Source organism: Bradyrhizobium lablabi, assembly GCF_018131005.1.
Classification (GTDB): Bacteria; Pseudomonadota; Alphaproteobacteria; order Rhizobiales; family Xanthobacteraceae; genus Bradyrhizobium; species Bradyrhizobium lablabi_D.
The window spans coordinates 852956-867541 of record NZ_JAFCJK010000002.1 but is presented as its reverse complement, the minus strand read 5'-3'; the positions used below and the strand labels follow the sequence as shown (position 1 = coordinate 867541).

Genomic DNA, 14586 nt, shown 5'->3' with positions numbered 1-14586 from the left:
CACGAATCACCCCCTGCCAAACGCTAACAGACATCAGGATGATTGGGACGCACGGTTCGGCGCAGGCGGGAAGAATTTAGATTGACATTGACGCCGCGCGTTGCACAACCGCTTCATGGCTGACGTATCCGGTTCCGACACGCCGCTCAAGGCGACATTCAAGCTGAGGCTGAACGGCGAGACGGTGACGCTCGCGACCGTTGGGCAGGCCTATCGCTTCATCACCAACCTTAGCGCCGTCGAATGGCTGGAATTCCGCTCGCTGCATGACGACGCGGTCGACGCGCTGGAAAACGCGGCCGGCAACGCGATGCTCACCGTCCAGGCGACGAACGCGCTGCGCCTGCTGTTCGTCCGCGCCAAGCTGCTGTGAGAACGTCGCCACCCAAAAAGAATGGGCCGCCCGTCCCTCGCGGGCGGCCCCAGATTGCGGCCCAAGCATGCAGCTTCGAGCCAAGGTGTGTACCGCCGTTACCTTGTTCGCGGCCATAACGGCTATGCGCTTACGAAAGCGCCGGCGATTCGGCTGTAGCGGCGGCACCACAGTCAAAGATCTGAGTCATCGATCAGTCGGTCGTACAATAGCGCGGATCGTAGATTCACGGTCGCGGCCTTGAGATAGCGCGCTTCTCGCATCGCATTGTTGAACATCATGATCGTCGTCCTCCAGTGCGGGCGTTCGCGCCGATCTGAACTGAGCGCCGCCATGAACCCCGCGGCATCGCCCACAGTTTCAAGGACGCGTCCGTCCTTCAGTACGATCGAGAACGCGAGCGGTGATCGCTTCTCCAATTCCGGCACGTGAGCACTCCGCAGGCGGCGATGAGGCAGGCTTGGCTGCGTCGCCTATAGCATTTGTTAATGCAAGGTCACGGACGCTTTGAGACATGTCCCGAGGTGGCTATGGCGTTTTCGAGCGAAGTGGTGCCGGTCCGCGTGAAGAGAACGCATCAAAGAAGAATCTAGAGCTTCGGCTCTGATTCAATCAGAACCGACAATGCTCTCTAGAACGAGTCGGCAAGCGCGATCTCGACCTTCAGGACATTGATGCGTCGCTGGGCTTCCTCGAAGGTCAGATCGGGCGCGTACTGCTTGGGCTGATAGGCTTCGGTGGCAAGGCTCCTCAACCGGGCGGCCTGGGACCGGGTCATTCGACGGCCGATACGCCGTCGAACCGCGCCAAATTTCGCAGCAGACATGGCCATTTTTGGTCTCCCTATACGAACGTTGTCTTGACAATATGTTCTATATTCGTTCTAACAGGGCATGGACAACAGAGTTAATGATATTCGCCGCAAAATCAGTGCCTTGAGGTCAGAGATGACATTGGTCGAGGCGACTATCCGCGATCAAGTCAATCGTGACCTCGACTGCAGCGAGGCGGCCGGCCGCCTGATGGCGATGCGGGCGGAGGTCGCCGAACTGGTTCGCGAGTGGAGGGCGTCCGGTGGGGGTGATCGCCTGCCGACGGTCCGCGAACGGCTGAGCCGAAACCATGTTGACCGTCCGGCCGCGAAAATGAAGCCGGACAAGCCAAAGGCGAAATCGGGCGGGACCAACGCGCACGCCTGATCCGGCCGGCAATCGCGTGTCGACAGGCTGCGGCTCTTTGCCGTAAACTGGCCGCATCGGGTTTCACGCCGGGAACCATCGGCTCGGGTCGGGATTTTCAGATGGTGAGGCTACCGCTGTCCCATCGCCAGACGTCCATGATCGCCGAAATGATCGCTCAACCACGAGCCTCGGTGAATGACGACCGCAGTCCCCTCCTGACGCTGATGTCCTGCATCAGTTGCAACAGGACGATGCGGCTTGAGACCAGCTATCCCGGCAGCGAGGGCAAGGACATCCTTCAGTATCGCTGCGAACAGTGCGCGCGCATCGAGCGAGTGCAGCTGGTGCGCCGAACCTGGCCGATGGATCGTTAGAGCGACGGCAACCGCCCCTCAATCCTGTCCGGTAAGCTTTGACAGTTCGCGGCTGAGGTCGTGAAGCTGATAGGGCTTGCGGAGGACGGGGAAGTCGAATCGCGCGTCCTGAACGCTTTCGCTGTAGCCAGTTGTCAGCAGGATCGGCAGGTCCGGGTTCCTTTCCCTGATCGCACGCGCCAGCTTCAATCCATCCATCTTGCCGGGCATGATGACGTCGCTGAATACCAGGTCAACGCCGTTGGCCTCGAGCTCCTGGAGCGCGGTCTCTGCATTGGACACCCACCGCACGGTGTAACCGAGTTGTTCGAGCAGGCCGGTGCTCGCGTCCGCCACCGCGGGATTGTCCTCGACCAGAAGGACGGTCGCGGGCGCATGCGCCGTCTGGCTCTCGGCTTCGCGCTTCGCCTCGACGATCCCTCGCGGCAAATAGATCCCGACGGTGGTTCCCTTGCCGAGCTCACTGGCGATTTCGACCTTGCCGCCGGCCTGGTGGGCAAAGCCATGGACCTGCGAAAGGCCAAGGCCGGTACCTTTGCCGACGGGCTTTGTGGTGAAGAAGGGATCGAAGACCCTGTTCAGGACGTCCTCCGGTATCCCCGAACCGGTATCGGTGACGCTGACGACCACCTGCGCCATGCCCGGCTTGTTGCGTGCCGAGACGGTGAGGGTGCCGCCGTCGGGCATCGCATCGCGCGCATTGATGACGAGGTTGATCAGTGCCGTCTCGAACTCGGTCGGGTCGACAAAGATCGGCCAGATGTCGGGCTCGATGTCGACGTTCAGCTTGATCATGCTGCCGAGTGCGCTGGTCAGGACTTCCCGCACCGAGACGATGCGGTCAGCGATATCGATGGACTGCGGATTGACGCTCTGCCGGCGCGCAAACGTGAGGAGCTGACCGGTTAGCGATGCGGCACGCTGCGCGGCGGTCTCGATCGCGCCGAGCGCCAGCATGCCGCGTTCGCTCCTCACTTCCTGTTTGATCCTGTGCAGATTGCCGGCGATGATCATCAGCAGGTTGTTGAAGTCGTGCGCAACGCCGCCGGTCAGTTGGCCGAGCGCATCCATCTTCTGCGATTCCGCAAGCTGCCGCTGTACCTGTTCGAGCCTTTGTTGCGCCTCCCGCCGCTCGGAAATGTCTCGGGTGATCTTGGCGAAGCCGATCAAAGTGTCGTCGTTATCACGGATCGGATCGATCACCACGCTCGCCCAGAAGAACGAGCCATCCTTGCGCACCCGCCAGCCTTCCTCCTCGTAGTGTCCGGTGTCTTCGGCGATCTTGAGCGCGCGCGCGGGCTTGCCGGAAGCCTGGTCGGCCGGCGTGTAGAAGCGCGAGAAGTTCTGCCCGATTATTTCCTGGGGGGTATAGCCCTTGATGCGCTGGCCGCCGGCGTTCCAGTTGGCGACGATGCCGGTCGGCGTCAGCATATAGAGTGCATAATCCGTGACGCCGCTGACCAGCAGGCGGAATTGGTTCTCGCTGGCGTCCAGGTCGGCGAGTGCCTGCCGGCGCTCGGTGATGTCACGGGTGATCTTGGCATAGCCGATCAGCCTGCGTTTCTCATAAATGGGATCGATGGCAACGGAGGCATAGAATTTCGAGCCGTCCTTGCGGACGCGCCAACCCTCGGTCAGGAAGTGCTTTTCCCTTCGGGCGATTTGCAGCGCTTTCTCGGGAAGGCCGGATGCGCGATCCTCGGGAAGATAAAATATCGAGAAATGCTCGCCGAGGATCGCCTTTGCCGTATGGCCGGTGATGCGCTGGGCGCCCCTGTTCCAGTTGATGACCCGGCCTTGCGGATCGAGCATACAGATCGCGTAGTCAATGACCCCGCCAACCAGCAGGCGGAAATTTCGTTCGCTCTCGAGAATGTCCCGTTCGAGCTGCTCTGACTTCTTGGCCATCTTGAATCCTGCTGACGCCCCCAAACGCCGTGGGGGGCGTATTGTTCCTTTGCCCTGCAAAATTTCCGCAGGAATAATCGGACCGGGCCGGTGTACCAGAAAGTTTCCTACTATTGGGAACCTTTGGTTCCAATTGCGATTAACGTGCTTGTTCTTCCGGACAATTTGCGATTTGTGATTTGTGGCTTGATTAGATCACGGGCAGTCACTCTTATGGTCTTGCTGGCTGGCGCGAGTCTAGGATTCGTGGCCGGCGTGCAGGGGGAATTCCATGACCGATCTCGGTTCTACACCTCGTCCCCGTACTGAATCGCGTCACGTCAAATCACCCAACGGAAGCGTCGATCCATCACAGGATCTGCTGCAATCTCTGCAAGCTATGCGCGCCGGTGATTTCTCCGTCCGTATGCGAGGCGACTACCTCGGCATCGAAGGCAAGATCGCCGACGCCTTCAACGAGATCGCTGCCGCCAATGAACGCATGGCCCAGCAGCTCGCGCGCGTCGGCCAGGTGGTCGGCCGCGAGGGACAGACTCGCCAGCGCGTCAATTTCGGGCTCGCCAGCGGCGCCTGGTCCGATATGGAAAGCTCGATCAACACCCTGATCGACGACCTGCTGTGGCCGACCCGCGAGGTCACGCGCGCGGTCGCCGCAGTCGCGCAGGGCGACTTGCTGCAGACCGTGCAGCTCGACGTCGAGGGACGGCCGCTGCGCGGCGAATTCCTGCAGTCGGCGAACATCGTCAACACGATGATCAAGCAGCTCTCGGTGTTCACCTCGGAGGTGACGCGCGTGGCGCGTGAGGTCGGTACCGAAGGTAAACTCGGCGGCCAGGCCCAGGTGCCGGAGGTGACCGGCGTTTGGAAGGACCTGACCGAAAGCGTCAACTCAATGGCCAACAACCTGACCGGCCAGGTCCGCAACATCGCCGAGGTGACGATCGCGGTCGCCAACGGCGATCTGTCCAAGAAGATCACGGTCGACGTCCGCGGCGAGATCTTGCAGCTCAAGGAAGCCATCAACACGATGGTGGACCAGCTTCGCTCCTTCGCTTCCGAGGTGACGCGCGTTGCGCGCGAAGTCGGTACCGACGGCAAGCTCGGCGGCCAGGCCATTGTGCCCGGCGTCGCCGGCACCTGGAAGGACCTGACCGACTCCGTGAATGCGATGTGCGGTAACCTGACCGCCCAGGTGCGAAACATCGCCCACGTCACCACCGCCGTGGCGCGCGGCGACCTGTCGCGCAAGATCACAGTGGACGTGCGCGGGGAAATCCTCGAGCTGAAGGACACCATCAACACGATGGTGGACCAGCTCAACGCCTTCGCTTCCGAAGTGACGCGCGTGGCGCGGGAGGTCGGTACCGAAGGCAAGCTCGGCGGCCAAGCCCAGGTGCCGGGCGTCGCCGGTACCTGGAAGGACCTGACCGACAGCGTCAACTTCATGGCTTCGAACCTGACGGCGCAGGTCCGCAACATCGCCGACGTCGCGACCGCGATCGCCGGCGGCGACCTGTCGAAGAAGATCACGGTCAACGTGTCGGGCGAAATTCTTCAGTTGAAGGAAACGCTCAACACCATGGTGGACCAGCTCAATGCCTTCGCCTCGGAAGTGACGCGCGTTGCGCGCGAGGTCGGCACCGAAGGCAAGCTCGGCGGCCAGGCCAATGTGCTCGGCATCGCCGGCACCTGGAAGGATTTGACCGAAAGCGTCAACTCGATGGCGTCGAACCTGACCGCGCAGGTCCGCAACATCGCCGAGGTGACGACCGCGGTCGCAAACGGCGACCTGTCCAAGAAGATCACTGTCGACGTCCGCGGCGAAATCCTCGAGCTGAAGGACACCATCAACACGATGGTGGACCAGCTGAACGCCTTCGCCGGCGAAGTGACGCGCGTTGCGCGAGAGGTCGGCACCGAGGGCAAACTTGGCGGCCAGGCGCTGGTGCGCGGCGTCGCCGGCACCTGGAAGGACCTGACCGACAGTGTCAACTCGATGGCATCCAACCTGACCGGCCAGGTTCGCAACATCGCCGACGTTGCGACCGCGGTCGCCAAGGGTGACCTGTCGAAGAAGATCACGGTGAACGTGTCGGGAGAAATCCTTCAGTTGAAGGAAACGCTCAACACGATGGTCGATCAGCTCAACGCGTTCGCCGGCGAAGTGACGCGGGTGGCGCGCGAGGTCGGCACTGACGGCAAGCTCGGCGGTCAGGCCCAGGTGACTGGCGTCGCCGGGACCTGGAAGGACCTGACCGACAGCGTCAACTCGATGGCGGGCAACCTGACCGCCCAGGTCCGCAACATTGCGGAGGTGGCGACCGCGATCGCTGGTGGCGACCTGTCGCGCAAGATCACCGTGGACGTCCGCGGGGAGATCCTTCAGTTGAAGGAAACCCTGAACACGATGGTCGACCAGCTCAACCGCTTTGCGGGCGAAGTGACGCGCGTGGCGCGCGAGGTCGGCACCGAGGGACGTCTGGGCGGTCAGGCCAACGTGCCCGGCGTCGCCGGGACGTGGAAGGACCTGACGGACTCGGTGAATTCGATGGCGGGCAACCTGACGGCCCAGGTCCGCAACATCGCCGAAGTGACGACCGCCGTGGCGCGGGGTGACCTGTCGCGCAAGATCACGGTCGACGTGAAGGGCGAAATCCTCGAGCTCAAGAACACCATCAACACCATGGTGGACCAGCTCAACGCCTTCGCGGGCGAGGTGACGCGCGTGGCCCGCGAGGTCGGCACCGAAGGCAAGCTCGGCGGCCAGGCCGAAGTGCCCGGCGTCGCCGGCACCTGGAAGGACCTCACCGACAACGTGAACTTCATGGCGTCGAACCTGACGGCGCAGGTCCGCAACATCGCCGAGGTTGCGACCGCGATCGCCGGCGGCGACCTGTCGAAGAAGATCACGGTGGACGTGCGCGGCGAAATCCTGCTGCTCAAGGACACCCTGAACACGATGGTCGAGCAGCTCCGCTCCTTCGCGGCGGAAGTCACACGCGTGGCGCGCGAGGTCGGCACCGAGGGCCGGCTTGGCGGACAGGCCGTGGTGCCCGGCGTCGCCGGCACCTGGAAGGACCTCACCGACAACGTCAACCTGTTGGCCGCGAACCTCACCACGCAGGTCCGCAACATTGCCGAGGTCACCACCGCCGTGGCGCGTGGTGACCTGTCGCGCAAGATCACGGTGGACGTGAAGGGCGAGATCCTCGAGCTCAAGAACACCATCAACACCATGGTGGACCAGCTCAACGCCTTCGCGGGCGAGGTGACGCGCGTGGCCCGCGAGGTCGGCACCGAGGGCAAGCTCGGCGGTCAGGCCGAAGTGCCCGGCGTTGCCGGCACCTGGAAGGACTTGACCGACACGGTGAACGTGATGGCGGCCAACCTCACCGAACAGGTTCGCGGCATCGTCAAGGTCGTGACCGCGGTCGCCGACGGCGACCTGAAGCAGAACCTGACGGTGAAATCGAAGGGCGAAGTGGCGGCGCTGGCTGACACCATCAACAACATGACGGAGACGCTTGCGACGTTCGCCGACCAGGTCACCAGCGTGGCGCGCGAAGTCGGCGTCGAGGGACGACTGGGCGGTCAGGCTAACGTGCCCGGCGCCGCCGGCACCTGGAAGGATCTCACCGGCAACGTCAACCTGCTCGCCGCCAACCTGACGTCGCAGGTCCGCGCGATCGCCGAGGTCGCAACCGCCGTGACCAAGGGCGACCTGACGCGATCGATCCAGGTCGACGTGCGCGGCGAGGTCGCCGAGCTCAAGGACAACATCAACACGATGATCGGAAACCTCCGTCTCACCACGGAGCGAAACACCGAACAGGACTGGCTGAAAACCAACCTCGCGCGCTTCACCAACATGCTGCAGGGCCAGCGCGACCTTGCGACCGTCGGCCGCCTGCTGCTGACCGAGCTTGCGCCGCTGATCAACGCCCATATGGGCGTGATCTACCAGGTCGAGAACCTGGACAGCCCGCAACTGCACTTGCTGTCTGCCTATGCCAATGACAGCGCCAATCCGCATCCGCAAATCGTGCAGCTCGGCGAGGGGCTGATCGGTCAATGCGCGCTCGACAAGCGTCGGCGTCTCGTGTCCGACATCCCGGGCGACGCCATGCCGATCAAGTCGGCGCTGATGCGGATCATGCCCAAGAATCTGGTCGTGTTGCCGGTGCTGTTCGAGAACCAGGTCAAGGCGGTGATCGAGCTGGCTTCGATCGCGTCGTTCACGACATCGCAGGTCACCTTTCTCGAACAGCTCACCGACAGCATCGGCATCGTCTTGAATAGCATCGAGGCGACGATGCAGACGGAGGGCCTCCTCAAACAGTCGCAGCAGCTCGCCGGTGAACTTCAGACCCAACAGAAGGAGCTGCAGCAGACCAATGAGCAGCTCGAGCTCAAGGCTCAGCAGCTTGCCGAACGCAACGTCGAGGTCGAACGAAAGAACCAGGAAATCGAGCAGGCGCGCCGCGCGGTGGAGGAGAAGGCGACCGAGCTGTCGCTGACCTCGAAGTACAAGTCGGAATTCCTCGCCAACATGTCGCACGAGCTGCGCACTCCGCTCAACAGCATCCTGATCCTCGGCCAGCAGCTCACGGAAAACCCCGACGGCAACCTGACGGCGAAGCAGGTCGAATTCGCCCGCACCATTCACGGCGCCGGCACCGATCTGCTCAACCTGATCAGCGACATCCTCGATCTCTCCAAGATCGAATCCGGCACCGTGACCGTAGACGCCGAGGAGATCCTGACCTCGAGCCTGCTCGAGACCGTTGGTCGGCCGTTCCGGCACGAGGCGGAGAACCGCCATCTCGCCTTCAGCGTCGAGGTCGATTCCAACCTTGCCCGCAGCATGGTCACGGACTCCAAGCGACTGCAGCAGGTGCTCAAGAATCTCTTGTCGAATGCGTTCAAGTTCACGGCCGAAGGCGGCGTGAAGCTGACGGTTTCGGCCGTCGTCGGCGGTTGGAGCGCCGACCATCCAATCCTTAACACTGCTCCGGCCGTGGTCGCATTCGAGGTCTCCGACTCCGGCATCGGTATTCCGCTCGAGAAGCAGAAGCTCATCTTCGAGGCGTTCCAGCAAGCCGATGCCGGCACCAGCCGCAAATATGGCGGCACCGGCCTTGGCCTTGCGATCAGCCGCGAGCTCGCGAACCTGCTCGGTGGGGAGATTCACCTGCGCAGCGCGCCCGGCAAAGGCAGCACGTTCACGCTGTACCTGCCGCTGAAATATTCCGGACCAACCGTCGCGGCTCGTCCGCAGGCGGCGAGTGCATCCATGCCGCATGCGGTGGCGCCGTCATTGCAGGCAAACGCCGTGCAGGAACGCGTTGTCGAACAGCTTCCGGACGATCGCCTCAACCTGCAGCCCGGCGACACTATCCTGCTGATCGTCGAGGACGACCCGCACTACGCACGGGTGCTGATCGACCTTGCCCGCGACATGGGCTTCAAGGTCCTGATCGCCAGCCGTGGCGCGGAGGCGCTGGATCTCGCCAAGCAGTTCCAGCCGAGCGCTGTGTCATTGGACGTGTTCCTTCCGGACATGCTGGGCTGGACGGTGCTGAGCCAGCTCAAGCACAACCCGCTGACCCGGCACATCCCGGTCCAGATCGTCACGCTCGACGAAGACCGGCAGCACGCGCTGGCTCGCGGCGCTTTCTCCTTTGTCAACAAGCCGACCACGACCGAAGGCGTGAGCGCGGCGCTGTCGCAGATCAAGGAATACGCGAAGCCGCGGCGCAGGCGGCTGCTGATCGTCGAAGACAACGCCGCCGAGCAACTCAGCATCAGGGAACTCCTCGGTCACAGGGATATCGAAATGGTAACTAGCGATACGGGCGCGGGAGCGTTATCCACGTTGCGGGAAAGCTCTTTCGACTGTGTCGTACTCGACCTGCGTTTGCCCGACATGAGCGGCTTCGATGTTCTCGACGAAATCCGCAAGGATGACACGCTGTCGAATGTTCCCGTCGTCGTCTTCACGGGGCGGGAACTATCGGCGGAGGAGGATGCGGAACTTCACACCATGGCGCGAAGCATCGTTGTCAAAGGCGTGGAATCCCCGGAACGGTTGCTCGATGAGACGTCGCTCTTCCTGCACCGTGTGATCACGGAATTGCCAGCCGAAAAGCAGAGGATGCTGGAGAAACTCAACAGTTCCGATGAGGACCTCATAGGCAAGACCGTGCTCCTGGTCGACGACGATGCGCGCAACATCTTTGCCCTCTCCAGTGTGCTGGAGCGGCGTGGTATGAAGGTGCTGACCGCGACCACCGGCCATGAGGCGATCTCGCTTGTCGACTCCAACCCGCGGATCGCGATCGTGCTGATGGACATCATGATGCCGCAGATGGACGGCTACCAGACTATTGGCGCGATCAGGCGGAGCGCGGCATTTGCGCGGCTGCCGATCATCGCGCTAACGGCAAAGGCGATGAAGGGCGACCGCGAGAAATGCCTGGAGGCGGGCGCGTCCGATTATCTGGCCAAACCCGTCAATACCGAGCAACTGTTGCTTGCCATTCGCATGTGGCTGCACCGCTGATCCGCGATCAACGTCATGGACCACGAAAAGGTAAACATTCTTCTGGTCGATGATCAGCCGGCGAAACTGCTGGCTTATGAGGTTATCCTGAAGGAGCTCGGCGAAAACCTCGTCGTCGCGTCGTCGGGACGGGAAGCGCTGGAGTTCCTGCTCAAGAACGAAGTAGCGGTCATCCTCGTCGATGTCTGCATGCCCGAACTTGATGGCTTCGAACTCGCGGCGATGATCCGTGAACATCCGCGCTTCCAGAAGACCGCGATGATCTTTATATCGGCGATCCAGGTCAGCGATTTCGACCGGCTTCGCGGTTATGAGATGGGCGCGGTCGATTACGTGCCGGTACCCGTCGTGCCGGAAGTGCTGCGCGCCAAGATCCGCGTATTCGCCGAGTTGTACCGCAAGACCAGACAACTCGAACGCCTCAATGCCGAACTCGAGGATCGTGTACGGGCGCGTACCGCCGAGCTTGAGCAGTCGACCACGCGTCTTGTCGAAAGCGAACAGCGGCGGAGCATGGCGATCGCCGCCGGCAAGATGGGGTCATGGGATTGGGACTGGGCGAACGGCGACTGGATGTGGGACGAGGGCCAATACAAGATCTTCGGCGTTGACCCTAAGTCCTTCGAGCTGTCATCGGGCAATATCCAGGCGCTGTTCCATCCCGATGACGTCTGCGAGCTCCGGCAGGCGTGGGTTGATTTCGCCAAGGGCGTGAAATCGTATGAAGTCGAATTCCGGATCATGCGACCGGACGGCGAGGTGCGCTGGTGCGTCGGAACGGCGGCGGCAACGCGCGACCGCAACGGCAAGGTGGTACGAGTGAGCGGCGTGACCGTCGACATCACAGACCGCAAGCGTGCCGAGGAGCGCCAGAACCTGCTAACCCGGGAGGTCGATCACCGCGCCAAGAATGCGCTGGCGTTGGCCCAGTCGATCGTGCGGCTGACGCGTGCGCAGAACATGAACGCCTATGTACGGGCTGTGGAGGGGCGCATCACCGCGCTGGCGCGGGTCCACACCGTGCTGTCGCTGTCGAGCTGGCAAGGCGCCGAGATGCGGCGGCTGGTCAGTGAGGAGATCGCGCCCTATTCGGAAGCCGGCCAGATTCAGATCAAAGGCGCAGAGGCACAACTGCTGCCCGCGACAGCGCAGACGCTGGCGCTTGCGCTGCATGAGCTCGTTACCAACTCTGCCAAATACGGCAGCCTGTCGGCGTTGTCGGGCCGGCTCGCGATCACCTGGGAAATTCAGGACGAAACCCTGATCCTCGCCTGGGTGGAAACCGGCGGACCGGCCGTGACCACGCCGACGCAGAAGGGGTTCGGCACGCGCAGCGTCATTGCCAGCATCGAGACCCAGCTCGGCGGACGCGCCGATTTCGATTGGCGGCCAGAAGGTCTCGTGTGCCGGCTGACCGTTCCTCTCAAGACGGGCATCGCCGAGACCACACCATACCGGGACGTGCCCGAGCATGAGCGCCAGCCGGCGCTGAGCTTCAGGGCAGTGTAGCGCTTCAAGCCCAGCATAAGACCAGGCGGCAGCGCTCGAGCAGGCTCGGGCATGTGCGTCGTCGCGCAAGACCAGCAATTCCATCAGGCTGATCGAGCCCATTTGGGGCTGGTGATGATCCCGCTCGCGCCGGTATCATCAAGCCGATCGATCCGACAGCACCTGCAAAGGGTATCGAGGCGCCAGACGACATTGTGAACGGGGCCGACGACAAAACTGCGCTACTTATTGCTGAAACGAGGAGAGCATGCCCAAATTGAGCGTTTCCGCTGCCGGCGTCCTCGCTATCGCTCTTGCGGCATTGACAATGGAACGAGCCGCCGCCGAGCCAGTGTTGAAGGGCGTTGACGCCTTCGGCGATTGGCGGCGCGACAAGCCTGGTACGGTCAGGCTGATCACGCCGCAGGATCTGCCCAAGCCGGGCGCGACCTCGTCCACCAGCAACGCCTCCCGGGTCGTGTCGAGACCCGCATCCGTGAATCCGCAGGTGCCACCGGGATTCAAGATCGAGCTCTTCGTCGACGGCCTCAGCGGCCCGAGGAACTTGCGCACCGCGCCCAACGGCGACGTCTTCGTCACCGAGACCGGGCCTGGCCGCATACGCGTTTTGCGCAGTGCCGGCGACGCGACGAAACCGGCAATCAATGAGGTCTATGCGAGCGGATTGAACCGGCCGTTCGGCATCGCGTTCTTCCCGAACGGCGACAATCCGCAATGGCTGTACGTGGCCAATACCGACGGCGTCGTGCGGTTCAGCTACCACAACGGCGACGTCAAGGCCGCAGGCGAGCCGGAGACGATCGTTGCCAAACTTCCAAGTGGCTATAGCCACGCGACGCGCGACATCGTCTTCACGCCCGACGACAAGCGGATGCTGGTGTCGGTCGGCTCCGCCGCAAATGTCGGCGAGGGGTTGGGCCGGCCACCCGGTGGCATCGAGGCCTGGAGCCGCGATCAGGCGCTTGGCGCGGCCTGGGGCCTCGAGAAGGATCGCGGCGCCGTGCTAGCTTTCGATCCCAACGGCAAGAACCAGAAGACCTTTGCCACCGGCCTCCGCAACTGCGTAGGACTGGCGATCCAGCCTGGAAGCGGGACGCCGTGGTGCTCGACCAACGAGCGCGACGGGCACGGCGACAATCTCGTGCCCGACTATGTGACCCGCGTCCGCGAGGGAGCGTTCTACGGTTGGCCCTGGTTCTATATCGGCGCCAACGAGGACCCCAGGCATCGCGGCGAGCGTCCCGATCTGAAAGACAAGGTAACGGTCCCCGATGTTCTGATCCAGGCGCACTCGGCCTCGCTCGGGCTGACCTTCTATACCGGCAGCAGCTTTCCGCCCGAATACCGTGGCGATGCTTTCGCCGCCGAGCACGGCTCCTGGAATCGCGCCAAGCGGACTGGCTACAAGGTCATTCGCATCAGGTTGAAGGATGGCGTCCCGACGGGCGAATATCAGGATTTCGTCACGGGCTTCGTAGTCAGCGACAATGAGGTCTGGGGTCGCCCGGTCGGCGTGACGGTGACGCGCGACGGTGCGCTGCTTGTCTCGGAAGACGCCAACGGTACGATCTGGCGCATCAGTCACGAATGACAACTCGCGTCATCATGCAGACAGTCAGGCTTCTTGCCGATGATCTTACCGGCGCGCTCGATACCGCCGCCGAACTCGCCGGGCGGTTCGGCGCGTTGGATGTGGTCTGGGATGTGGATCCGGCGCGCCGCATACAGGCAAGTCTCGCGATCGACAGCGGCACGCGTGAACTGGTGCCGGAGAACGCCGCAACCATCGTGCAGGCCCTGGCACCGACGCTTCGAGACGCCACAGTCGCCTACAAGAAGATCGACAGCTTGTTGCGAGGGCCCTGGGTTACCGAACTCGCCGCCTGCCTGCGGACAGGCTTCTGGGACGCCTGCATTGTTGCGCCGGCGTTCATCCATCAGGGACGGCAGACGCGAGGCGGCCAGCAATATGCGCTGATGCCGGACCGAAGCTGGAGCAGGGTCGGCGAGACGATCCAGGACCAGCTTCGGCGCGGAGGTCTTGATGCGCATGTGGCAGACAGTGCCGACGACATCCGAGGAGGAGTGACCGTCTTCGATGCCGAATCTGAATCCGATCTGGATCGCGTCGTGGAGACCGGTCGGCGGTATCAGGGACGACTATTGTGGTGCGGAAGCGGAGGGCTGGCGAGTGCATTGGCGCGCGGCACGGACGCCGTCGCGTCACGAAGACTCAGGCGCCCCGTATTGGGCGTGTTCGGGTCGGACCATCCCGCCACGCGCGCGCAACTCGCGCTCTGCCGGGACGTCCTGGCGTCCGACGGGCTCGACGGCCTCAAGCGCCGGATGGCGGAGGGTGCGGCATTCGTCCTGCTGCGTGCCCCTGAAGGAAGTGCTCGGGCGGAAGCCGCGCGCCGCTTCTCCGACGAGATTGCCCGGTTGAGCGAATCCATCGATCCGCCAGGGACACTGATCGTCGCTGGTGGCGAGACGCTCCGCGCGCAATGCGTGGCCGTGAATGCCCATGCGCTCATGGTCACCGGACGATTGGAGCCCGGCGTGCCCCGATCTGTGATACACGGCGGACGCTGGGCGGGCGTCGACGTGATCTCCAAATCGGGCGCCTTCGGACCGCCCGATCTCTGGTGGAAACTGTTGAACGACAACGGATTGATCTAG

The 14586-nt window shown here is 63.0% G+C and carries 9 protein-coding genes and 1 pseudogene; 7 read left to right on the top strand and 3 right to left on the bottom strand.

The features are described from left to right. Nucleotides 1–115 precede the first annotated feature (115 nt). Nucleotides 116–373, top strand: a complete 258-nt coding sequence (locus JQ553_RS09025) for a hypothetical protein (RefSeq protein ID WP_212499524.1) — start codon at nucleotides 116–118, stop codon at nucleotides 371–373. Between the two features lie 631 nt (nucleotides 374–1004). Here the strand turns inward: JQ553_RS09025 and JQ553_RS09020 are convergent. Further along, complete coding sequence (locus tag JQ553_RS09020; RefSeq protein ID WP_249144047.1) at nucleotides 1005–1205, bottom strand: DUF3072 domain-containing protein; 201 nt, start codon at nucleotides 1203–1205, stop codon at nucleotides 1005–1007. A gap of 115 nt (nucleotides 1206–1320) precedes the next feature. Here JQ553_RS09020 and JQ553_RS09015 point away from each other — a divergent pair, with 115 nt between their 5' ends. After that, a complete protein-coding gene (locus tag JQ553_RS09015; protein WP_212499523.1) occupies nucleotides 1321–1572 on the top strand; it encodes a hypothetical protein in 252 nt (83 codons plus the stop codon). 137 nt (nucleotides 1573–1709) lie between these two features. Beyond that, nucleotides 1710–1928: a hypothetical protein gene (locus tag JQ553_RS09010; RefSeq protein ID WP_212499522.1), complete on the top strand. Its 219-nt coding sequence runs from the start codon at nucleotides 1710–1712 to the stop codon at nucleotides 1926–1928. A gap of 18 nt (nucleotides 1929–1946) precedes the next feature. Here the strand turns inward: JQ553_RS09010 and JQ553_RS09005 are convergent, their stop codons facing one another. Further along, nucleotides 1947–3452 carry an ATP-binding protein gene (locus JQ553_RS09005; protein WP_312015114.1) on the bottom strand — a complete coding sequence of 502 codons (1506 nt, stop codon included), beginning with the start codon at nucleotides 3450–3452 and terminating at the stop codon, nucleotides 1947–1949. 39 nt (nucleotides 3453–3491) lie between these two features. Further along, nucleotides 3492–3740, bottom strand: a pseudogene (locus tag JQ553_RS35070) (PAS domain S-box protein); the annotation flags it as partial. Between the two features lie 367 nt (nucleotides 3741–4107). On the opposite strand from JQ553_RS35070, the gene JQ553_RS09000 reads away from it, so the two are divergent. From JQ553_RS09000 to JQ553_RS08985, 4 genes are all read left to right on the top strand, one after another. Further along, the gene (locus tag JQ553_RS09000; protein WP_409363042.1) at nucleotides 4108–10398 is read left to right on the top strand and encodes a HAMP domain-containing protein; all 6291 of its coding nucleotides are present in this window, start codon (nucleotides 4108–4110) and stop codon (nucleotides 10396–10398) included. Nucleotides 10399–10413: 15 nt separating this feature from the next. Then, entirely contained in the window at nucleotides 10414–11907 is a 1494-nt protein-coding gene (locus tag JQ553_RS08995; protein ID WP_212499520.1) for a sensor histidine kinase, read from the top strand. Between the two features lie 307 nt (nucleotides 11908–12214). Further along, nucleotides 12215–13498 carry a PQQ-dependent sugar dehydrogenase gene (locus tag JQ553_RS08990; protein WP_409363048.1) on the top strand — a complete coding sequence of 428 codons (1284 nt, stop codon included), beginning with the start codon at nucleotides 12215–12217 and terminating at the stop codon, nucleotides 13496–13498. Continuing rightward, nucleotides 13495–14586 carry a four-carbon acid sugar kinase family protein gene (locus JQ553_RS08985; RefSeq protein WP_249144045.1) on the top strand — a complete coding sequence of 364 codons (1092 nt, stop codon included), beginning with the start codon at nucleotides 13495–13497 and terminating at the stop codon, nucleotides 14584–14586. The genes JQ553_RS08990 and JQ553_RS08985 overlap by 4 nt, the downstream gene beginning before the upstream one ends.

Bases quoted from the DNA above. Each gene is read 5' to 3' on its own strand.
- JQ553_RS09010 (WP_212499522.1), top strand. From the start codon at position 1,710: ATGATCGCCGAAATGATCGCTCAACCACGAGCCTCGGTGAATGACGAC.
- JQ553_RS08995 (WP_212499520.1), top strand. From the start codon at position 10,414: ATGGACCACGAAAAGGTAAACATTCTTCTGGTCGATGATCAGCCGGCG.
- JQ553_RS09000 (WP_409363042.1), top strand. From the start codon at position 4,108: ATGACCGATCTCGGTTCTACACCTCGTCCCCGTACTGAATCGCGTCAC.
- JQ553_RS09020 (WP_249144047.1), bottom strand. From the start codon at position 1,205: ATGGCCATGTCTGCTGCGAAATTTGGCGCGGTTCGACGGCGTATCGGC.
- JQ553_RS08990 (WP_409363048.1), top strand. From the start codon at position 12,215: ATGGAACGAGCCGCCGCCGAGCCAGTGTTGAAGGGCGTTGACGCCTTC.
- JQ553_RS09015 (WP_212499523.1), top strand. From the start codon at position 1,321: ATGACATTGGTCGAGGCGACTATCCGCGATCAAGTCAATCGTGACCTC.
- JQ553_RS09025 (WP_212499524.1), top strand. From the start codon at position 116: ATGGCTGACGTATCCGGTTCCGACACGCCGCTCAAGGCGACATTCAAG.
- JQ553_RS08985 (WP_249144045.1), top strand. From the start codon at position 13,495: ATGACAACTCGCGTCATCATGCAGACAGTCAGGCTTCTTGCCGATGAT.